Below are 23,395 nucleotides of genomic sequence, written 5' to 3' on the forward strand. Positions count from 1 at the left end.
TCACGTCCTACAGATAATCAATCAGTAGACAATATTTTTCGCTCACTGGATTTTTTGTAACCGTGAATTAATATCCCTAGTTAGGCAGAAATTTGGTACACTAACCGCTAATAAATTTCTGCCGTTTTCATGGATTTTGGTTACTATACATGGCAAAAAAAACTCGCAAATCACCTAGCACGGCAACCGCTGCTGGCAATACCGCAACCGATTATGTTTTAGATAGACAGTCGGCTCGCCGGGATGCCAAAAAACTGGGCTTAAACAAAGCTGATTTACCCAACTCCATCAAAGAAGTGATTAGCACACTGACGCAGGCGGGTTTTGAAGCCTACATCGTCGGCGGTGGGGTGCGTGATGCCTTGTTAGGCTTAAAGCCCAAAGACTTTGATGCTGTGACCAACGCCACCCCCAACCAAATCAAAGAAGTATTTGGTAAACGCTGCCGCATCATCGGACGGCGTTTTCAGCTGTGTCATGTGTATTCTGGTCGCGATATGATTGAAGTTGCCACCTTTCGCGCGCCGCCTAAGGACAACAATCATCTCACCGAAGACGGCATGATCATGCGTGACAATGTGTGGGGTGATATCTATCAAGATGTGGTGCGCCGCGATTTTAGTATCAATGCCCTGTACTATCAGCCATTTGACGACATCGTTTATGATTTTTGTGGTGGGCTAAAAGATGTTGAAAACCGCACCATTCGTCTGCTCGGTGATACCCAAAAACGAGTGGAAGAAGACCCTGTACGTCTGCTACGAGCGCTGCGTTTTAAGGCAAAATTGCAGTTTGATTTTGACAATGCCTTAAACCAACAATTCAACGCGCAAAACTGGGCATTATTGGCGCAAGTATCCCCTCACCGCTTGTACGATGAAACGCAAAAAATGTTTACAGGCGGCTACTTGGTGCCGATGTTACCGCTGCTATTTGATTATGGTGCGTTTTCCCAGTTGTTGTTTTACCCACCCACAACCGTGACACCGCTACTCAACCAAGTCACCATCAATACCGATAGGCGCATAGGTAGTGGTAAAAGCATTAACCCTGCGTTCTTTTATGCGACTATTTTGTGGGAAAACTATCTGTATTTATTGGATAAGTTTAAAAAGAACACACCGTTTAGCGACGCTCAAAACCAAGCCGCCAATAAAGTGTTGGACAAGCAGCGCCAGCACACGGCGATGCCCAAGTTTGCCGAGCAGTTTATTAAAGATATTTGGCTCATGCAGCCAAGACTTGCCCAGCCGCGCAAAAAAAATCTGCAAAAGCTGTTTGAAAATCCGCGTTTTCGGGCTGCCTATGACTTTTTGATGATGCGTGAGCAGGTAGAAGCCAAAAACCAAGCACTTGCCAAACAACATGGCGCAGCGATTACGTTGGATGATGAAAGCACCAACGGCATGGGACATTGGTGGGCGTGGTTTCAAACCCTAGGTGCCAAACAGCAGCAACAAGCGATTGATGAGTTCGACCTTGAATCGGTGCGTTTGCGCTTTGCCAATATTGTCAATCAGACCAGTTTTGAGGACGACAGAGTTGCTTACCAAACTAGCGATGCGGTGCATGATAATGAAGTAGAGATGGGTAGCGATTTTAGTCATGGAAAGCACCGCAGTGAACGACGCCGCTTGCCGTTTGCAGCAAGCAGCCAAATCGAACGTGAACTGTTACCAGATACGGCACTATCTACCAAAGCGCACAAACTAACGCAGCAGCAGCAACTTGAAAAAGCCCAACTGCAGCAGTTATCGCTTGCCAGTCACACCAACTCAGCACCGGCTAAATCACTTATCGTAGCGCCAATCACAGCGCAAAAAAACGATGACCACCCTTATCAGCCGATAGTTTCTGATTCAGTATCAGCTTATACTGAGACAAGTGCACGCCCAAATAGTTCACACTCAAATGATTCGAACCCAAATAATTCACACCCAAACGATTCGAACCTAGGTCGCTCACGCAAACGCGATAAAGCTTATTTATCGGTAGCCAGTGTACCTGCCAAACGTGCGCGACGTGCCCCTAGCTCAACCTGGTCGATTTTGGAGCAACGCCAGCAAGCGGATATCACAACATCCGCTAGTGATTTGCGTGGCGAACCTGTCAGCCCAACACCCGTCAGACAAAGCACCGACAATCAGGCGGTGACTCATACCGATACTGATATTGGCACTGACATTCGCACTAACACTGACACCGTCAATCATTCGGCTTCCAATAAATTAATGATTGACAATGGCGTGGTACAGCCAAAGCCAAAGCGAGCGCCACGGACGCGTAAAAAAGCGGTTGCTGATAGCAAAGTCTCAGCAGAAGGGGTGACTGATAGCGAGGCAGCGGCAGCGCCAAAACGCACGCGCAAACGCGCGGTCAAAATCGACGGTCATCAGCCATGATTACGTGCTATATCGGTTTGGGTGGCAATATCGCAAACGCGCTTGGTACGCCAAGGCAGCATATTGCCAATGCTATTGCGGCGTTTTACGCATCGCCGCACTTTGCCAATGTTACAGCATCATCACTGTATCAATCCAAAGCCTTTGGGGTCACCGACCAGCCCGATTTTTTTAATGCCGTGGTAAAAGTTGATACCGATTTGGCGCCCTTAGCCTTATTGGATTTTTGCCAAAGTTTGGAGAGCGCTGCCAAGCGCACACGTTTGCGCCACTGGGGTGAACGTAGTTTGGATGTCGATGTACTGTTGTATGGCGATGACACAATCAACCATGCACGTTTAACCGTGCCACATGAGGGTTTATTTGCGCGTAATTTTGTGCTGATTCCGATGCTAGAGCTTGACCCGACCCTTATGGTAAATGGGCAAAAATTGGCAGACTTACCGACCAGTCAACAGTGGCAGGGCTTGGAAAAATTGACCGTAGTTTAACCCATATCAGTTAACATAGATTTTTGTAAAAATTAACAAATTATTGGTGCTATGGATTTGAAATCGCAAAAAATTAAACCATTGATAAAGTAACGTTTTTTGTTTTCGCTATTTCTTGTTTTGCCTGTTTCTTTTGCCCTTGCTTCTTTTAGCTTTACTTCTTTTACCCTTGATTCTTTTAACCTTGCTTTTTTAAAGGAAACCGCATGAGCTACGTTAGCAACCTAGAATCTAACCCTGATTCAACAACTGAGTCAACATCTGCCGCAGCGACGACCAAGCCTAAATTACCTGTGACCTTGTCCACTTTAAACAAACTCAAAGCCAATGGCGAGACGTTCTCGTGCTTGACATGTTATGACGCCAGTTTTGCAGCAGCTATGCAAGTTGCAGCGATTGATACGATTTTGATTGGCGATAGCCTTGGCATGGTGGTGCAAGGACAAACCTCAACCTTGCCGGTGACCATCGCAGACATGGTGTATCATACCCAAAACGTGGCTCGTGCCAACAGTCATGCACTGATTTTATGTGATTTACCTTTTATGAGCGTTGCCACGCTTGAGCGCGCACTCGATGCCAGCCAAGCGGTGATGCAAGCAGGCGCGCATGTGGTCAAAATCGAAGGCGGTGCCGAGCTTGCCAAAATCGTGTCAGTGCTTGCCAATAACGGCGTGCCGACTTGCGTGCATTTAGGCTTGACACCGCAATCAGTGAATGTGTTTGGTGGCTACAAGGTACAAGGCAAAACCGATGCCCAAGCGGAAAAACTCATGGCTGACTGTCAAGCAGTGGTAGAAGCGGGCGCAGCCATTTTACTGCTCGAATGCGTCCCTGCCGAGCTTGCTAAAAAAGTGCGTGACACTTTCCCCGTGCCAGTGATTGGTATCGGTGCGGGCGTGGATTGTGATGGTCAAGTGCTGGTCATGCACGATATGCTTGGGGTATATACCCGTAAACCTGCCAAGTTTGTCAAAGACTTTTTGACCGACGAGCATAACGAAACCAAGGATATCACCGGGGCGTTTAAAGCCTATCATAAAGCGGTCAAAGACCGTACGTTCCCAACGCCAGCACATAGTTTTTAGTCATCATAAAGGCAAAAAAATGCAAGTATTTCATACCATCAGCGCATTACGTGACACCTTAAAACCTTTACGCCATCAAGCGGCTGCGCCAAAGATAGCGCTGGTTCCCACGATGGGTAATTTGCACAGCGGTCACGTGACCCTCGTCAAAAAAGCCAAGGAACTTGCCGATATCGTAGTGGTCAGTGTGTTTGTTAACCCAACCCAATTTGGCGTGGGTGAAGACTTTGATACCTACCCACGCACGCTAGAGGCTGATGTGGCAAAACTTACCGAAGCAGGGGCAAATTTTGTATTTGCCCCAAGCGTGGAAGAAATGTACCCAACCTACCCTAACAACGTGCAAGTGCTGTCAGGCGATATTAGCAGAATCTTGTGTGCCAACACTCGCCCCACCCACTTTGATGGTGTCGGCTTGGTGGTGAGCAAACTGTTTAATATCGTCCAACCTGACATCGCTATTTTTGGCAAAAAAGACTATCAACAACTTGCGATTATCCGCCAGTTAGTCGCTGAGCTAAATTTCCCCATTGAGATTGTCGGGGTGGATATCGTGCGGGCTTATGACGGGTTGGCATTATCGTCTCGCAATCAGTACCTAAGCGAAGTAGAACGTCAACTTGCCCCCACCTTGCAAAAAAGCTTGCAACAGCTTGCCAATGAGTTAACAACTGCCAATTTTGCCGATTTTGACCAGATTATTGCCGGCGCAATCGATAAGTTAAATCGCGTCACGGTGGCTGATTCAGGCTTTAAAGTGGATTATTTGGAAGTTAAAAATCGCTTATTACAACCGCCGAAGCCCACTGATAAAGACTTGGTAATTTTGACCGCCGCTTTTTTGGGCAAGAAAACACGGCTTTTAGATAACCTAGAGTTTAGCCGGGAGTTAAATCAGGAACTTAGTCCAGAATTGAATCAGCAATTGGGTCAGCAATCGGCTAGTGATTTTAATCGACAACCTACCACCGCATCTGTGAAGGATTAACTATGTCAACGCTACAAGTTATCATTGTTTCAGGACGTTCAGGCTCGGGTAAGACATCGGTCCTCAACATTATGGAAGACTTTGGCTATTATCCAATTGATAATTTGCCACTCTCGCTAGTCCCTAGTGCCATTGATAAACTTGTACATGACAGCCAAATTTATAAAATCGCTATTGGTATCGATGTACGCTCACCACAAGCGGACTTATCGCGGTTTGCCGAGGTCTATCATAAACTCATAGAGACTTATAGCAAACCGGCGATTAAAATACTGTATGTGACTGCCCAAGAAAGCGTACTCGTGGCACGGTTTGACGCCACGCGCCGTCTGCATCCGTTAATGGCGGTATCGGGTAATCTACCCAATGCCATCAAAAAAGAAATCGATATTTTAGAGCCGATTGCCATCCGCGCTGATATCAAAATTGACACAAGCCTTCTTAATATCCACCAACTCAAAGAAGTCATCCGCGATCATTTGGGCGTGGATAATGCGGTAACCGTCAATATTTTATCCTTTGGGTTTAAATATGGGGCACCGATTGATGCCGATTTTATTTTTGATGTGCGCACCCTACCAAACCCCCATTGGAAGATTCAACTGCGCAACCAGACAGGGTTAGATGATGATGTCAAAGCATTTTTTGATGACTACAGCGAAGTAGATGACATGGCGAATGATATTATCGCTTTTTTTAAAAAATGGCTGCCGCCTTTTTTGCACAACAATCGCCATACCGTGACCATCGCTATCGGCTGTACTGGGGGCAAACACCGCTCTGTGTATATCGCAGAGAAATTGGGCGAATCACTGACCCAATCGCTACCCAAAGAGATGGTGGTACGTATTAAACACCGTGAAAAAAACCGCTGGTAGCACGTTCTGAATTAACTTTGTACTTATGATTGATAACTTTGAGATTGATAAATGATTAATTTTGCTGAAATGGATATGGCGGTTAGCCGTACCGAACTAAAAAAAGCCCATGAACGCCTACAACGACTGGCTGAGCCACTTGCCAATTTGTCAAAAAAACAAATGAAGGCACTGCCTGCCAGTGAGTTTTTTTTGGATGACTTGCTGCAGCTTGCCGATATCACCAGCCATGAAGCACGTAAACGTCACATCAAGCGTTTGGGCAAATTGCTGGCTGAAGAAGAACCGCATGCGATTGTCGAATTTTTATTTCGCCATACCTTTAGCCCTGAGCAACAAGCCAAAATTGAAAGCTGGCAAACGCGCCTAAATTTGCAAGATGACAATACCTTAAAACAATTTACCAAAACTTTTTTTGACAGTGAATTCAACACCATCAAGCAGCTACTGATTTGGATTGCCTACGCCGAATACACCCAAGATGATGAACTGATGGAAGAGAGTGTGGCTGATTTACACACTTATATCCGTCAAGTGGCGATTTTGTCCAAAGGTAAATAGTTAGATTGACTGCCAGTTTTCTAACCCCTCATCCCTATGTGGCTTGGCTAGTGGGTATAGCGGATGACTGTATGAGTGATTTATCCGCTCTGCATTGGGTTATCGCGATACCCTATGAGTCGATTTTTTACTGTCAAAGTTATTTTCATCATAAAATAACGTAAAATTGCTTTTATTTTATAGAGTGAGCCGCTAAGGTATGCCATCAGCCTTAGCCATCCTGTCCGCAATGAGTCATTTTCACCAGTTACGTCAACACACCCAGTCCAATCCCAACTATCCCAACCAAATTCGCCAGTGGCGCGTGATTGTCATGGCGATTTCGGCATTTATTTTTAATACCACCGAATTTGTGCCAATTGCGCTGCTGTCTGACATTGGTCATAGCTTTGCCATGCCAGTAGAAACGGTGGGGCATATGATCACCATCTATGCTTGGATTGTGGCTATTTTGTCGCTCCCTGCCATGCTTGTCACTGCCCGTATTGAACGGCGCAAGCTATTGATAGCATTATTTGTTATCTTTATCGGGGGGCATGCGGTGTCGGTGATGGCGCAAAGTTTTGCCATGCTGTTGGTTGGACGGGCATTGATTGCGCTAGCGCATGCGGTGTTTTGGTCAATTACCGCAAGCCTTGTGGTGCGTGTGGCGCCCAAAGATCGTCAAACCAAGGCCTTGGGGCTACTGTCGATGGGTAGCGCGCTGGCGACGGTGCTTGGGCTGCCGTTAGGTCGGATGGTTGGGCAGTGGCTTGGGTGGCGGATGACGTTTGGTACGATTGGCGCGGCTGCGCTGTTGGCAATGATTATGGTGTGGTGGATTTTACCAAAACTGCCGAGCAAAGATGTCGGCTCAGCGGCAAGTTTACCCAGTATTTTTAATAATATCCCCTTGCTCACTGTCTATACACTCACTGTGCTATGTGTGACGGCACACTTTACGGCATATAGTTATATTGAGCCTTATATGCTGACGATTAGTCAGTTTAGTCAGCAATTTGCCACGGTGATTTTGCTGAGTTTTGGGGTGGCAGGGTTGCTAGCGAGCTGGCTATTTGGGCACTTTTATGACCGTTTTCCACGGGCGTTTTTGATTAGCGCGATGGCAACGCTGCTGTTTTCGTTGTTGGCATCCGCTTGGCTGCCCCATGTGCCAATCTTATGGCTTGCCTTAGCGATGCTATGGGGCTTGGCAATTACGGCGATTAGCCTTGCTTTGCAGCTACGCGTATTGCAGCTTGCGCCGAATGCCACTGATGTAGCGATGTCAATTTTTTCAGGGATTTATAACATCGGTATCGGCGGCGGCGCGTTCGTCGGTGGATTGGTGATTGCCAGCCTAGGACTGGCGATGGTGGGTTATGTAGGGGCAGGTATCGCGCTCATTGCCATGGTTTGCCTAATGGTGTATTTGGCGCGCAACCAAAAGTAATCAAACCCAGTAGCTTACTTGTAATTGGGCTTGCACTTAGGCTTACGATTGGGCTTGCTTGCCACCGAATTTTTCCACTGACAAGTTAACTGACATTGAGCGTTTCTACCAATGCCTGTTTGAGTTTTTCTAGTCGCTCATCCGATAGCGGTTTGTCTTCATGGTCAGTGATAAAGAACATATCTTCGGCGCGCTCACCCAATGTGGTAATGCGGGCAAAATGCACTTCAATATCATGCGCCAAAAACACCTGCCCCACACGCGCAAGCAAGGCTGGCTGGTCAAGGGTTTCCAAAATCATCATATGCTGATTGGATTGCGGGTTAAAACTAAAAGACACTTTGGTGGGCACATGAAAATGCTTGAGCTGTCTGGGCATGCGTCGCTGCGCCACCTCAGGCAGCGTTGGGCTAATAAAGGCTTGTTTTAGACGCTCAACGAGCTCAGTTTGGCGCTCGGTATCAGTGAGCAGTGTGCCATGTCGGTCAAGCAGTACGTAAGAATCTAGGGCAAAATCTCGCGAGGCGGTGATGACGCGCGCATCGAGTACGTCCAAATCCATTTGGTCAAACACGGTCATGGTCACCGCAAATAAATTGGATTGGTCATGGGTATAGATAAACACTTGCACAGCATCGAGTGCCAACTCACGATGTTCACGCAAAATAATCAGCGGCTCGGGTTGCTCGCTCTCTGTGCGTTGTTTTTGTACCTCATCATGCGCCATGATGGCTTTGGAATGCCAAACAATATCGCTTGGGACTTCACGCAAAAAATACTCTTCCCCTAGCCCGTCCCACAGGCTTTCAATGTCAGCCAAGCTATTATCAACCGCTAACAAATCACGGGCACTTTGCTTGTTACTGGCAATCATGTCTTGGCGGTTCATCGGCGCATCGATATCAGCTCGCAGGATACGGCGGGTTTGGGTATATAGTTGACGCATCAAGGTTGCGCGCCAACTGTTCCAAAGCTGTGGGTTGGTGGCATTCATATCGGCAACGGTGAGCACATACAAATAATTCAAATAAGTCACATTTCCGACTTTATCGGCAAATTCTGCGACAACTTCGGGGTCAGAGATGTCTTTTTTCTGCGCGGTCATCGACATCAATAAATGCTGAGACACCAACCAGCCGACAAGCTCGGCATCGGCTTGGCTCAAGCCATGGGACAAGCAAAACTTGATGGCATCTTGCTCACCAAGTTCACTGTGGTCACCGCCCCGACCTTTGGCAATATCATGGAAAATCGCTGCCAACACCAGCATCTCTTTACGGTCAATACGGCGGTAGATACCACTGACAAGCGGATAGGTATCAACATAATTGTCATCGGTAAAGCGGTGCAACATACGTATCAACATCAAAATATGGGCATCCACCGTATAACGGTGGAATAAGTCATATTGCATCAACCCAGTAATTTGCCCAAAAGCAGGCAGATAACTACCTAGCACGCCATAACGCTTCATGACTCGCAGTCGCCAAAATAGCAAATTTTGCTCTTTGATATTGTCCATAAACATGGCTTTGTTGGCGGGATCATTGCGAAAATGCTCATCAATGCCTCGCGCGGCGATTTTTAAAATCCGTAGCGTGCGGGTACGAATATGGCGAATATTTTGCTGACCCATCAACAAAAACATTTCTAAAATCGCGGTCGGATGCTGGGCAAATACCCGGGTATGCGTCACCGCAATGCGATCACCGACCAGTTTGAAGCGCTCATTAATCACCTTACGCACGGGGCGCTGTTCATCGGGTAAGCGCGCCTCAATCAACGTTTCATAATAATGCTGGGTGAGCATTTCAGACAATGTTGAGTTTGACATGGCATAGCGGTAATAATCGCGCATAAACTGCTCGACTGCGGCATTGGGATGCGAATTGTCACGGTAACCGATACGCTCAGCAATCAGGCGCTGATAGTCGAATAAAACACGGTTTTCATTGCGTTTGGCAATTTTGTGCAGATGATGGCGAATCAACCACAAAAAATCTTCCGCTTGTTGCAGCTCATCAAATTCTTTTTCGGTAATAAATTCTTGCTGCACCAGTCCAAACAAGTTTGTCACGCGAAAATAGCGCTTACTAATCCAGCCGACAGTATGAATATCTCGCAAGCCCCCTGGCGCGTTTTTAAGGTCAGGCTCTAGGTTATACTCCGTCGAATTATGTTTAAGATAGCGCTCTTTAGCTTCTGCCATTTTGGCCTCATAAAACTTGGTTTGTGACCAGTTTTTATTAAGTAGCTGCATCGGCAACCCAGCTTGGGCAACATTGCCCGCCAAAATTCGTGCTTCTAACAGACTTGTTGCGACCGTGATATCATCGTGACAAGCCTCATCGCACTCTTCAACAGAGCGCACCACCAAAGCAGGATCAATCCCAATATCCCAGAGCTTAGCGACGAACGGGGAAATTTTTTGGTTCAAGGACTCATCAATCGGGTTTGGACTTAACAGCAATAAATCCACATCTGAAAACGGGTGCAACTCCCCACGCCCATACCCTCCTGTGGCAAACAGCGTCAAATCAGTTTGATCGAGCTCATACAACTCAAATAAGGCTGCCATCATGCTATCAATCGCACAGCAGCGCCCCATGACGACTTGGCGAATCGGTATGCCAGATGCCAGCGCCTTATCCAAGTCCGCTTCCACTGCGGCTAACCAAGTGGGTATGCCAAGATTGGCTTCGCCTTGCAGGCTAAGCGCAGGCAGTGGGGTAAAATACGGTAGTATCGGTGGGCAAGTAAACATAGCAAATCCTAATCGACGCCATTGTTATCAGAGTTAGCAGAGCAATTTTAAGTATTACAAATTTGATGCAAAAAAGCTAGCCGCCGCTTGTAGCGAAAACTTAGGCTTAAAAACTTGGGCTTAAAAACTCAGCGATAGGAAAATTATTGATTGTCAAAAGATGGTGACGCTGGCTCGTCATCAAGCAGGGTGTTGTTATGGGTAAGATAGGGGCATTTGTCTTTGCGAAAGGCATGGGTCAGCTGTTGTGCCACAAAATTGACGGTTTCTACGGGCTGTTCGCTAGCCGTTTCTCGCAATAGTTTGGACGGTGCATGGGTTAACGTTTGGGTGAGTTTACGGGTCAGTTCGGTTAACACGGCTTCGGCTGCATGACCATCGGCAAGCTGCTGTAAGGATTGGCTTAAAATCATATCCGCATGGTGTTTGGCTTGCTCACGGTACTGCTGAATATCCTGACCCACTTGGCGCACCAAGTATTTGCGCTCAATCGCCACCACGATTTGGCTCACCAATAATTCTGCTTCTACGGCAGCTTGGCGACGCTGTTCAAGATTGCCTGCAATCACATGTTGTAAGTCATCGATTGAGTATAAATAAACATCATCTAGCTCACTGACGGTAGGGTCAATATCGCGAGGGACTGCTAAATCAATCATTAACATGGGCTGATGACGGCGCTGTTTTAACGCCTGTTTCACCATGGTTTTATCAATCAAGGTATATAAGCTACCGCTACAGCTGGTTACAATATCCGCTTGCGGCAACACGCTGGGTAATTGATCAAGCGGGGTAATCTCAATCTGCGGCACAATCGTTTCAAGCTCAGAGGCAAGCAGCGCGGCACGCTCAGGACTACGATTACAGATGATGACTTTGCCGACACCTAAACCTGCAATATTGGTCGCAACCAGCCGATTCATCTCACCTGCCGCGACCACCAGCAAAGTGTTGTTGCTAGGTTTTTGAAAAATTTGGGTCACCAATTTGGCCGCGGCAAAGCCTAACGATACCGCTTGTGAGCCTACCCGCGTTTCGTTACGCACTTGTTTGGCGGCGGCAAATACCTGCTGAATCACCCAGCTAAGCTTACTCGAGATAGCTTCTTTGGCACGGGATTGGCGCACCGCCTGTTTGATTTGTCCCAAAATCTGCGGCTCGCCCAAAATCATCGAGTCTAGCCCAGACGCTACCCGTACCCAATGTAGCAGTGCATGGTTATTTTGATATTGATACAGGTGTGGCGCGATTTTTTGCATAGGCGTGTTTTTAAAAGCCGCTAGCCATTCAATCACTTGTGACATCGTGCTAGTGAGAGTCTGTCCTTCAGGGGCTAGGGCATAGATTTCAGTGCGGTTGCAGGTCGATAAAATCACCGCGCCTTGGGTGATCGCTTTGAGCGAATCTAGGGCAATCGGCAAATCTTCAGCAGCAAACGCCAATTGCTCACGCATGGCAACTGGCGCTGTTTTATGATTTAACCCAATAACCAGAAGCTGCATATAACGTACTGACCTTAAAAATGACCGCGTTTATCAAAGCCGATTTTTGTGAACCCAAGTTTGCTAGCTAAGTGTGCTAGCTAAGCGACATCCAGCCCATATCAGCCTATCGACATTTGTCATGCTTGATAACACAGGGGGAAAAGTGGCAATATAAACAAACTTAAAGCAACTTAATAATAACCACTTAATAAAAGTAAAGTAGAAAAGTGGATTATTATACCATTGCTAATAAAAAATGAAAAACATCCTGCTTTTTTGATTCAGTAAAATTCTTTAGCCAGGCTTTAAAGCATTACAATTTAAAGCATTACCTTATCTAGCATGCCTAGCATTTTGAACAGTCATTCGAGCTATCATCATATTTTTTTACTTAATTCTGCCACATCTGCTCGTTTGGTTGCTATTTACTCATACGATTTAACCATAATTCTACATAGTTCGACCAGTTGAAGCCGTATAATTCAATTTTATCATGAACATTTTGTTACATCTTACTTGTCACTGATTGTAATACTGACTGTAATTTTTAGGTACGTTACTGTCCAAGCGAGCTAAATGCGAAAGTTGTTTCCAGCGGTTATTTCATCGGCTTGTTGCGCTGTGCGTGGTTGTCCCCTCAATCCACGCTTTTTTGCGTCGAAATATGTCAAGCCTTATTGTTTATCGATTTATTTACCGATGCATTTATCAACACCGTATCAACTCTTTGTCAAACTAAAGCCTAATCTGAAATCTAACCTAAAACCACTTGATGTATTTAATTTTACTGCTTTAGGCAAAAATGTAGTCGCGACTACGCTCACGTTGGCAAGTTTATTGTTTAGCCCAGCGGTTTTTAGTGCGGGGGCAAATTTTGCATCCGCTAGTCAGTCTGTTAATAAGCCGAGTGCTGTGGTCAGCACCCACAAAGCTGCTGCCAAACCTACGGCGCGTCCTACGCCGCCGATATTGCAACCTACTAGCCTAGAGAAAAATGTTGCCAATGCCGTCACCCAGCCCAGCCTGTATGCGATTTTGATGGCAGAGTTTGCTGCAGATCGCGGTCGTATCGATCAGGCGTTAGCGACCTATAAGCAGCAGTCTTTTTTGGCGGATGCGGCCCCCGTTTTTGAACGCGCACTGGGTTTATCTTTACAAAATGAACCGCCACAGTTGTCGCTCGCTTTTGCCAACGCCTGGCAACAGCAAAATCCTGACCATGTGCCGGCGATTTTTTATGTGACCCATTTGGCACTCAAAGCGCACGAGTATGAATTAGCCGGCGAAAAGCTCAATCAAATTTTGCAGTACGATCCTGACGCTGATTTAAGTCAGATTTTGATTGGGATTTATCCCACCGAAACCCGTGACCAAGCTGAACTGCTTGCTACGCTCAATCGATTAGACATCAAAAACAACCCTTCACTACTGGTGATGAAAGCAGGCCTGCTACTACAGTTTAAACAGCCCAAAGCCGCGTTAGTGGCGATTAATCGGGCGCTTAAAACCAACCCAAAAAGCCCGGCTTTTTTGACGTTAAAAGCAGATATCCTGCAAGCCTTATCACCCAGTAATCAAGTGATTGCGTTTATTGCGCAGGCGCGTAAAACCGTGCCTGACAATAAAGCGCTATTTGTTTATCAAATTCGCTATATGCTAAAGCAAGGCAAAAGCGCGCAGGTCTGGCAACAGCTCAATGCCACGGCTAATCGGCAGTTTTTGGCAGATGAAGAAATCAAACTACTGGCCGCTTTGGTGGGTATTGATTTAAAAAAATACGCCGCAGCAGATCGCTTGCTCAAAGCGTTGCTTGCCAGCCCCAACTTTAAGGACCAAGCCAATTATTATTTGGCTGTCAGTGCCGAACGCCAGAACCTACTCAATGATGCGATTGGCTACTATGGCAAAGTGATGCAACCTGACTTGGTGCTCAAAGCCAGACAGCAACAGATTGATTTGTTAATCTCGCAAAATCGTTTTGAGGAAGCGATTGCCAGTAGCGTCAAATTACGGGAACAATTTGACAGTTTTGCGCCGCAAAGCTACATCATGCAAGCCAATATTTTGCAAAAAAACGACCAAACCGCGCAAGCGTTAGCCTTGCTTAATAGCGCACAAACCAGTTTACCCAATAATACCGATATTTTATTTGCCAAGGTGTTGTTACTGCCCGATGATGATGACGCCAGTAAACTGCGATTGTTAAAAGAGTTGATTCGTCTTGCACCGTCAAATGTGGATTATCAACTCGAATATGCGCAAACCTTGGTCAATTTAAAACAAAATAATGAAGAAGTGACCGCCCTATTGACGGCATTAATCAATGATAAAGAAGTCGGTTTAAAGGCGCGGCAAATATTGTCCCAACAAGCGCTGCATCAGTCTGATAACAGCACCGTCATTAGTCTGTTATCAGATAATTTTGATATCGTACCCGATGTGATTAGCGGGTTGCTGCTGCAACAAGCCTACTTAAATTTGGGCAACCAAAAAGAAGCGGAGCGCATCAACCAAATCTTGGTCCATGAACTCGGTTATCAACCCGAAAACCTGCAATAGCACCGCCTAAAATCGTCTCTGAGCATGACTCTAAGCATGACGACTAGCGAGCACTGAGGGTGGTAAAGCAGATAAATGACAGGAAAACGAGAGATAAATAATAACCGCTTTTTCACCAATTTGAGCAGTTAAGCAAAACAGGCTTAACAATGGCTATTTATAGTTTACCCATCAGTTTTTTAAATCATCATACTTAAGCACAACCAGTTAATATTTGATGAAAACTTGATTAACAAATTTGATTAACATTTGAGGATATTATGCATTTATTACCAGCTGTCATCAGCAAAATCACGGGGTTAAGTATTGCCTGTTTGGGCATCAGTAGTATGCTGCTAACAGGCTGTCAGTCCGTACAGGCAACAACTAAGCCCATCGCAGCCAAGCCTGTCGCAACAGTGATGACAACTCCTGTGGTCAATACCCAAACAGCCACAGCGCCATCGACTACCACTACTGAGCAAGCGGATCCAAGTACGCTATCGAGCGCGCAATTTACCATCAATGGTAAAATTGGCATGACCACGCCGCAGCAGGCAGGTAGTGCGTTTTATATTTGGACACAGCAAGGTCAAAACTTTGCCATTGAGATTGCCGGTGCGATGAATGCGGGTCAAACCAAAATCAGCTACAATGGTCAATCTGCGACGTTAACCAACGAAAAAGGTACCATCAATGCCGCTACCCCTGAAGAATTGCTATTACGTGCAACCGGTTGGCAAGCGCCCATCTCACAGCTGCCTTACTGGATTCAAGGTCAGCCAGCACCCAGTGATGCCAATGGTAAAAAAGACAGCACTAATCGCCTAGTCAGTGCCCAAAATGGCGATTGGACAGCCACCTTTAGCTATAGCAACAGTAACGATAAACTGCCTTCTCGCTTAACTGCCAGTCATCCGGGTGGCTATAAAGTGGTAATGACCATCAATCGGTTAAGCTAGTCATGACACCCAAAAAAAGCGTGGGGTATTCCTCAACGCTTTTTTATACCTTTATACCATGAACTGTTAGCATTATGAATTTTTTGCGGATTCGGCTTTGGCGTAGAACCGACACCAAGCCCATGCCACTGTCGCGCAAATCCCCCATGCCAAGCTCATAGATACCAGGGTATGACTGAAAAAATGGTCACCTATTAACATTTTATACCCACCCATCAGCCAAGCTATCACTGTCACCATCGCTGCGATTTGCCAGCGCTTGTGCCAAAGACTTGGGATAAACGCCCAAGCATATAGGGCAAACCCAGCACTAGCATGCGCTGCAGGGAAGCATTTTGAGCGGGTGCCGGCTTGGATGTCTTCTAGTATCGTGAGATAGCGATATTCACCGCCAAAAATTTGCAAGTGATTGGGACACACCACATGCGTCACCCCTTTAAGCGATGCGATAATCAAAGGTACCAATACCATCACGACGAATAGATAGCCCATTTCGGTCAGTGATAGTCGCTTAAAAGGCTTAAACCATACCTGTTGCTTGGCAAGCCAGTGACTTGATGGATGGCGTTGTAATAAGTAGCGTTGTAGCCATGCGATTGCCATATAGATTTCAAACGCAATTAATAATCTTTTGGGAATGGTATAAAAAATTAAGTTAGGGAGTAGTGACTCTTTGGCAAGCAGCCAGCCATCTGTGGGGGAATAAAAATACTGACTGATGGCTACATCGATGGCACTGTGCTCCAGCGTTAGCGTAAAGATAATCGCCAGCACCAGTCCGAGCACGGTCTGCCTACTGGCAAAATTTTTTAATTTAGCGATCTGTATACTCATCTATTTTGAACCATCTATCTTGCCATCACTGTCGCTGGAGTTGGACGCACTTGTTATGTCTAACATTACTTAAATGGCTCTAATTACCCAAATAGCTTTACTGGATAACTTTACTTGATAAATAAAGGTTTGCCTTGTACGGTTTGCGCACGCACATCAAACAGTTTTAACAAAGTTGGGGTAATGGCATCATGGGTGAGCTCAGTATTAGATGGCACTGCTTGAATGCCTGAGTGTTTACCTGCCCAAAACATCGATGCGACGTGTTTTTGCGCTTTAGGCGCGATTTTATAAGGCATACCATGTAAATAGATGCCGTTTTCGCCCAAACTTTCACCGTGGTCGCTGACATACAGCATCGCTACTTGGTGGGTGCTGTCGTATTTGCCTAACCAGTTCACCGTTTTTGCCAAAAAGTCATCGGTGGCAAGTAGCGCATTGTCAAAGGCATTAATCACGCTTTGTGGGTCGCATTTGGCAAGTTCATTGCTTTGGCAGACTGGGGTGAATTTTTCAAATTGCTTATCATATCGTTTAAAATACGCAGGTCCGTGATTACCCATTTGGTGCAGCACAATTAGGGTATCCTGGTTAAGCGTATTCTGGTTAGCTTGTTGTTTGACGTAGTCATCTAAGCCTACTAGCATACCCACATCGCGGCACTCGCCATAGGGGTTGGTATTACACATTGTATTGTTGCGCGCGGTTTTATAATCGACAAAATCCGCCGCCGGCAAACGATTAGTGACGCCTTTTGAGCTTGAGTTGTTATCACGCCACAAGATATTGACCTTTAGGCGATGTAAGGTATCAAGTACGTTTTCTTGGTAGTTGGCGGTATCCACATCGTAGTCTTTCATACCGACATAACTAAACATACAGGGCACCGAATAAGCGGTTGAGGTACCGCAGGCGATGACTTGGTTAAAATTAGTTACCCCAGCCGTCGCTGCCATCTGCGGGAAGGTGGTTCGGTTATAGCCATTTAGCTGCACATGGTCGCCGCGCGCGGTTTCTCCGACTACCAATACCACCAGTTTTGGCTTACGGGTGGTAGGGTTGCTTACCTGCACCGCATCGGTGGCATGCATGATTTGGGTTTTGGGAGCTTGTGCTTGTTTGAGCTGTATACTGGCAAGTTTACCCAGTGCATATACAGGGGTGGCAGGATTGGTATAGCTACGAAGCTGTTTATGTTCACGGAAAAAACTGGCGTAATTTTTACTCATCGCCAAAATCGGTAACACCACCAAGCCGAGGCTGACCAAATACGTCAAGCCGCGCTGCAATAGACTGCGCTTGATGGGGGGAAATGTGACCTTTTGCCACGCCACCCACACACTAGGCAATACCCCAAGCAATAAAATCCGTAAGATAAAATTGACGTTAAACAAATCGGCGCTTTCTGCTTTATCGGTTTGTAGCGCGTTTTGTAGCATATTGACATCATAGACAGTGCCATAGGTATCGGTAAAATATGCCGTGACTGCCGCGGTCAATAGCAAAAAAATCAATACCGCTTTAAGGGTGTAACGATAGCTAAGCAGCACAATAACCAGTAGCATCACACCGAATAGCACCAATGGCAATGAGCCTATAAACCCCATATGCTGGGCAAACGGATAGACTTCAGTGGCTTTATCAAAGAAAGTAACGTTTGCGGTCAGGGTCAAAAATAGCGCGACAATAGCCATCATCACATAAGCATTGATACCTTGAGTACTAACACCTTTAGTATTAATACCTTGTTGACGCCATGCTAACCATCGAGAGTTATTCACTGACATACGATTACTTACCTTATCTAAATGCACCAAAAAATAGCCATTATATAATAACCAAATTTAGGATGAGGCTATCATACAGATTTAGCTTAACTGAACCTTAAGACACCCATCTATCAAGCAATTATGCTAAAAAAACCACCGCAATCGCTACAAACATTGGGTGGTGACAGCGACACAGAGAGTTGATAACGCTAAGCGGTGGCAGACTGTAAACTGGCAAACGGAATAAAGGCGAGTAATGGCTCATAATCCTGTTTGAGCTCACGTTTTCGATAATAATCTTCCACCATATGTGCTTGCTGCTCTATGCCATAACGACCAAATGGCTTATTGGCTTGCAGCTCGTAGCTATAGCGCCGATTGAGCAGGGCGCGGCGAAACACCTTAATGCCTTGTTGGATTTGCCAAACATGGGTCAATTCATGCACAAGCCACGCGCGCAGATAGACATTTTGCTGACTAAAATCATCACAAAAATCTGCTGGATGAAAATACACATGACCATTGGGACTGACCGCATAGCCTTTGAGCACCCACCATGCAGTTTTTAGGCGTATACTATCAAGCTGTAACGTATCACCAAATACGCTACCCGCGATGGCCTTTTCGCCCTCGGTTAGTGGACGGCATCGAGCAGGTTGTTTTGAAAAACACATTATCATTTCACAGAGTCTATCCAAGATTTGGTTAAGCTAAAAAAGCCATCACGGCTTGCCAACGCCTTGCCAGCTTTTATTTTTAGCAAAAAATACTGGATAACAAATACAAGTTTGTTGGTATCCTAGTTACTATTTTATACTAAATCAACATGCGCTAATTAAGACATGAGCTAATTAACAAGGAGGGCTTTATGCCATTAGAATCCGTCACTATCAATAACTTTGAAAACAACAGCATTGACGATCCCGAACTCAAATTGCGGGTGGAAAAATTGTACGACAGCTCACCTGAGTTTGCGACAGGTCGTGATGCTGTGGCGTTTTTTGAAAAGGCCTTTGCCAAGGGTGATATCCTGTATTTGGGGATGTTTAATGAAAAACCGATTGCCGCGATGGGCTGCTTTAATGAAGGCATCGAGTCTAGCCGCTTGCTACAGTACATCGTACTACATCCTGCCAATCGCGGGCGCGGTCTTGCCCCCAAATTTGTCAAACAAGTCACTGACATTGAGCGCAAAAAAGGCAATACCAAGTTTGTACCGGGCTGCGGTGCGATTCATCGTATTTTAGCCATGTACGAGTTGATATAAATGGGTATTTTGCCAGTTACTAGCAACTTTTTGCAAAAAGTTTAAAATAGTGCTTGACACCTTTGGCGATTTTTAGTTTAATAGCCGCTCAAATACTGATGCTGACAAACATGGCGCGGTAGCTCAGTCGGTAGAGCAACGGATTGAAAATCCGTGTGTCGGCAGTTCGATCCTGCCCCACGCCACCATCATTTGTCTTAGGTATAAATCGATTAACCCCAAGCTTATTAGTTTGGGGTTTTTTGTTGTCGGTTATTTTTATATCAATTACCGCCAAACTTAACTGTCTAGCGGTTTTATCAGCTTAAATCTTGGCACAGCTTCGCCATTGACTTCCACCGTTTCGGCAAACATCGCAAGCGGTCGCACCCAAACCCCATAATCGCCATAAAGGGCACGATAGACAATTAGTTCCTCTTCAGTCTCGCTATGCTTGGCGATGTGCAGCACTTGGTACAAATTGCCTTTGTAGTGCTGATAAATACCCAATTTAATCTCAATCACGAGTTTTGACATCCAATAATTCAATTTCAAAGGTTAAGTCTGAATTGGGTGGGATTTTCCCGATTTGGCGCTCACCATACGCCAAGTGACTTGGCACAATGAGTTTGCGCTTGCCACCAACTTGCATGGCTATGAGATTGGCAGGGTTTTCAACTTGGGCTTGATAGCCGATTTTTTGGGCGTATTCGCCACCCAAAACGCCCACGTCCCAACCTTTAATCACCCGCCCTGTGCCAATCACAGCTTCAAAGGGTTGCCCGCGGTGATGCGATGAGTCAAATACCGTGCCATCTGGCAGATAGCCCGTGTAATGCGCGGTAATCAGTGCCCCACGCTCGGCAGTTTTACCTGTGCCGATAATTAGGTCCTGAAATTGCAGTTTACTTGTCATATTTATTTTCCGTTATTTTCGTTATTTTCCCTTATGCGATAGTTGGATAAACTCTTGCACTTGCTGACACAGTATGTCCCATAGGTTAAGCTGGGCATTGACGCTTCCCCACGCATTATGGGGGGTAAAAATCACTCTTGGGTGGTCTTTAAGTGTGAGTAATGGGTCGTTGTCTTTAATCGGTTCATCTTCAAACACATCTGCCCCATAGCCCAATAATTTACCTTGTGTAACGGCATCAGCCACTGCCTGACTATCGACCACGCCACCGCGCGCGACATTGATAATCAATGGTTTTTTCGTCATCTTGGCAATGGTATCGGCATTCACTAAATGCTGCGTTTGCTGCGTTAATGGACAATGTAGGGTAATGACATCGGACTGAGCAAGGACATCATCAAACACGCTATAGTCGCTATTTCTTGGCGGTTTGTTTTGGTGTTCGGCTATCAATACCGTCATACCAAAGACTTTGGCAATTTCCCCAACCCGTTTGCCAATCGTACCATAGCCAATAATGCCCAGCGTTTTGCCTTCAAGGTCAATGAGTGGCGTGTCGAGCAGACAAAAGCGACCATCTTTTTGCCAGTCACCCTTGACCACTTCCTGATGATAGTGGCGAGCCGCTCGCATGGCTGAGAGTATCAGCATAAAGGTATGTTCGGGGACGCTTTTGACCGCATAGCCTGCGACGTTTTTTACAGTAATGCCGTGCTTGTCACAAGCGTCTTTATCGACGTTGTTCATGCCTGTGGCGGTCAGTTGGATGAGTTTAAGTTTTGGAAGCTGCGCGATAATTTCGGCGGTAAGTTCAACTTTATTGGTGATAACAATATCCGCGTCTTGGCAACGCTCGATGATGATTTTGGGGTCATTGGGCGTTTGCGCATAGACTTGATAGTCGCTAAGTCCGTGTGGGGGTGTTAATTCTAAATCAGCGGAAAAGGTGGCTCGGTCGAGGAAGATGGCTTTCATTTTTAAATTCCTTTTTATTCAAATAGTTCGCTATGTGTTCCTGCACGAGTGAAATAAACTGTCTCAAATTTTGTGATGGTTTGAATTTTGTAGATTAATAAAAAATCGCCACCCACATGTAACTCTCGAAATCCTGCCCAATTTCCTTTTAATTCATGGTCTTTCCACTCTGCCCCTAACGGCTCATTATTGGCAATTAATAACAGCATGACTTCTTTGAGCCTGACCATGTCATAACGCCCTGTTTTAACTAGCCTTTGCCAATCATTCAAAAAATCTTTGGTAAAATCTGAGGCTCTTGGTAAATTCGTGCGTTTTGAATTAATCGGCTTTTTCGAGGGCATCAAACAATTCCTTGTTACTGCTAAATCGGGCTTGCTTGTCTGCAATCATAGCTTCAACGTCTTGCATCGCACGTTGTGTGGTGGCGTTAGGAATTGCGACGTCAAACGGAATAGACTTTGTTGCCGTAACTTGACGTAAAAATAGACGAATCGCTTGCGCAGGCTTAATACCCAGTTCTTCAAACACTTCAAAGGCTTGGCGCTTTTCATTGGCATCAAGTCGAAATTGATACATAGTTGATTGTGTCATAGCTACTGACCTCTATAAAAAGCAAAAAATGTAGTGATATTGTCACTACATTTTAAAATAAAATTATTGGTTAAGCAATACACTTTAGGAAATCGTCACTTTGGCATACGCTTTTTTGCCTGCTTGAATGACCACCGTTTGTCCTGCGGTGAGGGCAAATCCTGCATCCACCACCTGCCCATCCACTTTCACCGATTGGTTTTTCAAAAAGTCTTTGGCTTGCGCTGAGTTTTTCACCAAATTGGCTTGATTAAGCACTTGGGTGATAAAAAGTTGTGCTTGACCATCAAGGCTAATCGTCACTTCTGGCAAATCCACTGGTAACTCACCTTCTACCAAGCGATTGCCCGCTGATTTGTGCGCGTTTTCAGCGGCTTCTTTGTCATGGAAACGCTCAATCAGCTCTAGTGCCAAAATACGTTTGACTTCTTGTGGATTGCGCCCGTTTTCGATGTCTTTTAGCAAGGCTTCGACTTCATCCATGGGTTTGAAGCTAAGTAACTCAAAATAACGCGCAATTAAAGTATCTGGCATGGACAAGATTTTTTGGTACATTGAGCCTGCGCTGTCGTAAATACCGATGTAGTTGCCAAGCGATTTACTCATTTTTTGTACGCCGTCTAAGCCTTCCAAAATCGGCACGGTGATACAGACTTGTGGCACTTGACCATAGCGAGATTGCAAGGTACGACCCATGAGTAGGTTAAAGGTTTGGTCAGTACCACCTAGCTCAACATCGGCTTGCATGGCGACTGAGTCATAACCTTGCACCAGTGGGTACAAAAATTCATGAATCGAAATCGGCGTTTGACTGTGATAGCGTTTTGAGAAGTCATCGCGCTCGAGCATACGAGACACGGTTTGCTGGCTTGCCAAACCAATCATGTCGCCTGCCGACATTTTGCTAAACCAGTCGGAGTTAAACATCACTTGGGTTTTGGCGGGGTCAAGGATTTTAAATACTTGCTCTTTATAAGTTTGGGCATTCTCCAGAATTTTTTCTTCAGACAACGGCGGACGAGTGGTATTTTTACCCGTTGGGTCGCCAATGCGAGCGGTGTAATCCCCAATCAAAAACAACACTTGGTGTCCCAAATCCTGAAAATGCTTGAGTTTATTGATTAAAACCGTATGACCCAAGTGTAAATCGGGTGCAGTCGGGTCAAACCCTGCTTTGACTCGCAGTGGGCGGTTTTCTTTAAGTTTTTTAATTAAATCGTCTTGCGAAATAATTTCGTGCGTACCACGTTGGATGAGTTTGAGTTGTTCTTCTGCTGCTAAAAATCTATGAGTAGAATCGGTCATGCTTACCTCGAAAAAAGCGCGGGTTAAAACGGCTGAAAAAAAAGTGAAGTTTAGCCATTATAGCAAATTTGCAGATAAAATAAGGCAGGCTTTTAGTATGCTATAATCAAGGCACTCTCTACTTTGACAGCACTAACGAGAATAATTATGAGCCAAACGTTGCCGACT

Annotated in this window: 21 protein-coding genes and 1 tRNA gene; 11 read left to right on the forward strand and 11 right to left on the reverse strand. The window is 45.7% G+C overall.

The genetic code is table 11. The features are described from left to right. Nucleotides 1-149 precede the first annotated feature (149 nt). The 7 genes from pcnB (at nucleotide 150) to RTL34_RS07895 (ending at nucleotide 7,840) form a co-directional block, all read left to right on the forward strand. On the forward strand, nucleotides 150-2,402 hold the full coding sequence (gene pcnB / locus RTL34_RS07865; RefSeq protein WP_312115995.1) for a polynucleotide adenylyltransferase PcnB: 2,253 nt from the start codon (nucleotides 150-152) through the stop codon (nucleotides 2,400-2,402). Then, nucleotides 2,399-2,893: a 2-amino-4-hydroxy-6-hydroxymethyldihydropteridine diphosphokinase gene (folK, locus tag RTL34_RS07870; RefSeq protein ID WP_219331784.1), complete on the forward strand. Its 495-nt coding sequence runs from the start codon at nucleotides 2,399-2,401 to the stop codon at nucleotides 2,891-2,893. Before pcnB ends, folK begins: the two co-directional genes overlap by 4 nt. A gap of 206 nt (nucleotides 2,894-3,099) precedes the next feature. Then, the gene (panB, locus tag RTL34_RS07875) at nucleotides 3,100-3,981 is read left to right on the forward strand and encodes a 3-methyl-2-oxobutanoate hydroxymethyltransferase (protein ID WP_096489528.1); all 882 of its coding nucleotides are present in this window, start codon (nucleotides 3,100-3,102) and stop codon (nucleotides 3,979-3,981) included. 19 nt (nucleotides 3,982-4,000) lie between these two features. Beyond that, complete coding sequence (panC, locus tag RTL34_RS07880) at nucleotides 4,001-4,969, forward strand: pantoate--beta-alanine ligase (RefSeq protein ID WP_312115999.1); 969 nt, start codon at nucleotides 4,001-4,003, stop codon at nucleotides 4,967-4,969. A 2-nt stretch (nucleotides 4,970-4,971) separates the two neighbouring features. Next, complete coding sequence (rapZ, locus tag RTL34_RS07885) at nucleotides 4,972-5,847, forward strand: RNase adapter RapZ (RefSeq protein ID WP_312116001.1); 876 nt, start codon at nucleotides 4,972-4,974, stop codon at nucleotides 5,845-5,847. Nucleotides 5,848-5,898: 51 nt separating this feature from the next. Continuing rightward, the gene (gene yjgA, locus RTL34_RS07890; protein ID WP_065253902.1) at nucleotides 5,899-6,408 is read left to right on the forward strand and encodes a ribosome biogenesis factor YjgA; all 510 of its coding nucleotides are present in this window, start codon (nucleotides 5,899-5,901) and stop codon (nucleotides 6,406-6,408) included. A gap of 199 nt (nucleotides 6,409-6,607) precedes the next feature. Beyond that, nucleotides 6,608-7,840, forward strand: a complete 1,233-nt coding sequence (locus RTL34_RS07895; RefSeq protein ID WP_312116002.1) for a sugar transporter — start codon at nucleotides 6,608-6,610, stop codon at nucleotides 7,838-7,840. 85 nt (nucleotides 7,841-7,925) lie between these two features. Here RTL34_RS07895 and glnD read toward each other — a convergent pair whose 3' ends face one another. Both glnD and hemA read right to left on the reverse strand, forming a co-directional pair. Next, entirely contained in the window at nucleotides 7,926-10,604 is a 2,679-nt protein-coding gene (glnD, locus tag RTL34_RS07900; protein WP_312116003.1) for a [protein-PII] uridylyltransferase, read from the reverse strand. Nucleotides 10,605-10,747: 143 nt separating this feature from the next. Then, nucleotides 10,748-12,106 carry a glutamyl-tRNA reductase gene (hemA, locus tag RTL34_RS07905; protein ID WP_065253904.1) on the reverse strand — a complete coding sequence of 453 codons (1,359 nt, stop codon included), beginning with the start codon at nucleotides 12,104-12,106 and terminating at the stop codon, nucleotides 10,748-10,750. A gap of 558 nt (nucleotides 12,107-12,664) precedes the next feature. Here hemA and RTL34_RS07910 point away from each other — a divergent pair. Beyond that, on the forward strand, nucleotides 12,665-14,647 hold the full coding sequence (locus tag RTL34_RS07910; RefSeq protein WP_312116005.1) for a tetratricopeptide repeat protein: 1,983 nt from the start codon (nucleotides 12,665-12,667) through the stop codon (nucleotides 14,645-14,647). 260 nt (nucleotides 14,648-14,907) lie between these two features. Further along, nucleotides 14,908-15,588, forward strand: a complete 681-nt coding sequence (gene lolB, locus RTL34_RS07915) for a lipoprotein insertase outer membrane protein LolB (protein WP_312116007.1) — start codon at nucleotides 14,908-14,910, stop codon at nucleotides 15,586-15,588. Nucleotides 15,589-15,660: 72 nt separating this feature from the next. Here the strand turns inward: lolB and RTL34_RS07920 are convergent, their stop codons facing one another. The 3 genes from RTL34_RS07920 to RTL34_RS07930 all read right to left on the reverse strand — a co-directional run bounded on the left by RTL34_RS07920 (nucleotide 15,661) and on the right by RTL34_RS07930 (nucleotide 18,865). Further along, complete coding sequence (locus RTL34_RS07920; protein WP_203171223.1) at nucleotides 15,661-16,422, reverse strand: PAP2 family lipid A phosphatase; 762 nt, start codon at nucleotides 16,420-16,422, stop codon at nucleotides 15,661-15,663. 110 nt (nucleotides 16,423-16,532) lie between these two features. After that, nucleotides 16,533-18,209, reverse strand: coding sequence for a phosphoethanolamine transferase (locus RTL34_RS07925; protein WP_312116010.1), 1,677 nt, complete (start codon nucleotides 18,207-18,209; stop codon nucleotides 16,533-16,535). A 191-nt stretch (nucleotides 18,210-18,400) separates the two neighbouring features. Continuing rightward, nucleotides 18,401-18,865 (reverse strand): type IV secretion protein Rhs, encoded by a 465-nt coding sequence (locus tag RTL34_RS07930; RefSeq protein ID WP_312116012.1) that lies wholly within the window; start codon nucleotides 18,863-18,865, stop codon nucleotides 18,401-18,403. Between the two features lie 194 nt (nucleotides 18,866-19,059). On the opposite strand from RTL34_RS07930, the gene RTL34_RS07935 reads away from it, so the two are divergent. Together RTL34_RS07935 and RTL34_RS07940 are read left to right on the forward strand one after the other, a co-directional pair. Further along, nucleotides 19,060-19,458: a hypothetical protein gene (locus tag RTL34_RS07935; protein WP_076775585.1), complete on the forward strand. Its 399-nt coding sequence runs from the start codon at nucleotides 19,060-19,062 to the stop codon at nucleotides 19,456-19,458. Nucleotides 19,459-19,570: 112 nt separating this feature from the next. Continuing rightward, nucleotides 19,571-19,646 (forward strand) — tRNA-Phe (locus RTL34_RS07940). A gap of 91 nt (nucleotides 19,647-19,737) precedes the next feature. Here RTL34_RS07940 and RTL34_RS07945 read toward each other — a convergent pair. The 6 genes from RTL34_RS07945 to tyrS form a co-directional block, all read right to left on the reverse strand. Beyond that, nucleotides 19,738-19,974, reverse strand: coding sequence for a DUF1653 domain-containing protein (locus tag RTL34_RS07945; RefSeq protein WP_409455450.1), 237 nt, complete (start codon nucleotides 19,972-19,974; stop codon nucleotides 19,738-19,740). Further along, nucleotides 19,955-20,353 carry an FKBP-type peptidyl-prolyl cis-trans isomerase gene (locus RTL34_RS07950; protein ID WP_203171225.1) on the reverse strand — a complete coding sequence of 133 codons (399 nt, stop codon included), beginning with the start codon at nucleotides 20,351-20,353 and terminating at the stop codon, nucleotides 19,955-19,957. The genes RTL34_RS07945 and RTL34_RS07950 overlap by 20 nt, the downstream gene beginning before the upstream one ends. Nucleotides 20,354-20,374: 21 nt before the next feature. Continuing rightward, the gene (locus tag RTL34_RS07955) at nucleotides 20,375-21,328 is read right to left on the reverse strand and encodes a D-2-hydroxyacid dehydrogenase (protein WP_312116015.1); all 954 of its coding nucleotides are present in this window, start codon (nucleotides 21,326-21,328) and stop codon (nucleotides 20,375-20,377) included. Nucleotides 21,329-21,342: 14 nt separating this feature from the next. Further along, the gene (locus RTL34_RS07960) at nucleotides 21,343-21,672 is read right to left on the reverse strand and encodes a type II toxin-antitoxin system YafQ family toxin (protein ID WP_062333171.1); all 330 of its coding nucleotides are present in this window, start codon (nucleotides 21,670-21,672) and stop codon (nucleotides 21,343-21,345) included. After that, on the reverse strand, nucleotides 21,650-21,922 hold the full coding sequence (locus tag RTL34_RS07965; protein WP_309593122.1) for a type II toxin-antitoxin system RelB/DinJ family antitoxin: 273 nt from the start codon (nucleotides 21,920-21,922) through the stop codon (nucleotides 21,650-21,652). Before RTL34_RS07965 ends, RTL34_RS07960 begins: the two co-directional genes overlap by 23 nt. Before the next feature lie 84 nt (nucleotides 21,923-22,006). Beyond that, nucleotides 22,007-23,227 carry a tyrosine--tRNA ligase gene (gene tyrS / locus RTL34_RS07970; protein ID WP_100285331.1) on the reverse strand — a complete coding sequence of 407 codons (1,221 nt, stop codon included), beginning with the start codon at nucleotides 23,225-23,227 and terminating at the stop codon, nucleotides 22,007-22,009. Nucleotides 23,228-23,395 lie beyond the last annotated feature (168 nt).

The sequence above is a fragment of the Moraxella sp. CTOTU47915 genome (assembly GCF_031986685.1).
GTDB lineage: Bacteria > Pseudomonadota > Gammaproteobacteria > Pseudomonadales > Moraxellaceae > Faucicola > Faucicola tetraodonis.

Excerpts from the sequence above, each read along its gene's own strand:
- pcnB (WP_312115995.1), top strand. The coding sequence starts at position 150 with ATGGCAAAAAAAACTCGCAAATCACCTAGCACGGCAACCGCTGCTGGC.
- folK (WP_219331784.1), top strand. The coding sequence starts at position 2,399 with ATGATTACGTGCTATATCGGTTTGGGTGGCAATATCGCAAACGCGCTT.
- panB (WP_096489528.1), top strand. The coding sequence starts at position 3,100 with ATGAGCTACGTTAGCAACCTAGAATCTAACCCTGATTCAACAACTGAG.
- panC (WP_312115999.1), top strand. The coding sequence starts at position 4,001 with ATGCAAGTATTTCATACCATCAGCGCATTACGTGACACCTTAAAACCT.
- rapZ (WP_312116001.1), top strand. The coding sequence starts at position 4,972 with ATGTCAACGCTACAAGTTATCATTGTTTCAGGACGTTCAGGCTCGGGT.
- yjgA (WP_065253902.1), top strand. The coding sequence starts at position 5,899 with ATGATTAATTTTGCTGAAATGGATATGGCGGTTAGCCGTACCGAACTA.
- RTL34_RS07895 (WP_312116002.1), top strand. The coding sequence starts at position 6,608 with ATGCCATCAGCCTTAGCCATCCTGTCCGCAATGAGTCATTTTCACCAG.
- glnD (WP_312116003.1), bottom strand. The coding sequence starts at position 10,604 with ATGTTTACTTGCCCACCGATACTACCGTATTTTACCCCACTGCCTGCG.
- hemA (WP_065253904.1), bottom strand. The coding sequence starts at position 12,106 with ATGCAGCTTCTGGTTATTGGGTTAAATCATAAAACAGCGCCAGTTGCC.
- RTL34_RS07910 (WP_312116005.1), top strand. The coding sequence starts at position 12,665 with ATGCGAAAGTTGTTTCCAGCGGTTATTTCATCGGCTTGTTGCGCTGTG.
- lolB (WP_312116007.1), top strand. The coding sequence starts at position 14,908 with ATGCATTTATTACCAGCTGTCATCAGCAAAATCACGGGGTTAAGTATT.
- RTL34_RS07920 (WP_203171223.1), bottom strand. The coding sequence starts at position 16,422 with ATGAGTATACAGATCGCTAAATTAAAAAATTTTGCCAGTAGGCAGACC.
- RTL34_RS07925 (WP_312116010.1), bottom strand. The coding sequence starts at position 18,209 with ATGTCAGTGAATAACTCTCGATGGTTAGCATGGCGTCAACAAGGTATT.
- RTL34_RS07930 (WP_312116012.1), bottom strand. The coding sequence starts at position 18,865 with ATGTGTTTTTCAAAACAACCTGCTCGATGCCGTCCACTAACCGAGGGC.
- RTL34_RS07935 (WP_076775585.1), top strand. The coding sequence starts at position 19,060 with ATGCCATTAGAATCCGTCACTATCAATAACTTTGAAAACAACAGCATT.
- RTL34_RS07945 (WP_409455450.1), bottom strand. The coding sequence starts at position 19,974 with ATGTCAAAACTCGTGATTGAGATTAAATTGGGTATTTATCAGCACTAC.
- RTL34_RS07950 (WP_203171225.1), bottom strand. The coding sequence starts at position 20,353 with ATGACAAGTAAACTGCAATTTCAGGACCTAATTATCGGCACAGGTAAA.
- RTL34_RS07955 (WP_312116015.1), bottom strand. The coding sequence starts at position 21,328 with ATGAAAGCCATCTTCCTCGACCGAGCCACCTTTTCCGCTGATTTAGAA.
- RTL34_RS07960 (WP_062333171.1), bottom strand. The coding sequence starts at position 21,672 with ATGCCCTCGAAAAAGCCGATTAATTCAAAACGCACGAATTTACCAAGA.
- RTL34_RS07965 (WP_309593122.1), bottom strand. The coding sequence starts at position 21,922 with ATGACACAATCAACTATGTATCAATTTCGACTTGATGCCAATGAAAAG.
- tyrS (WP_100285331.1), bottom strand. The coding sequence starts at position 23,227 with ATGACCGATTCTACTCATAGATTTTTAGCAGCAGAAGAACAACTCAAA.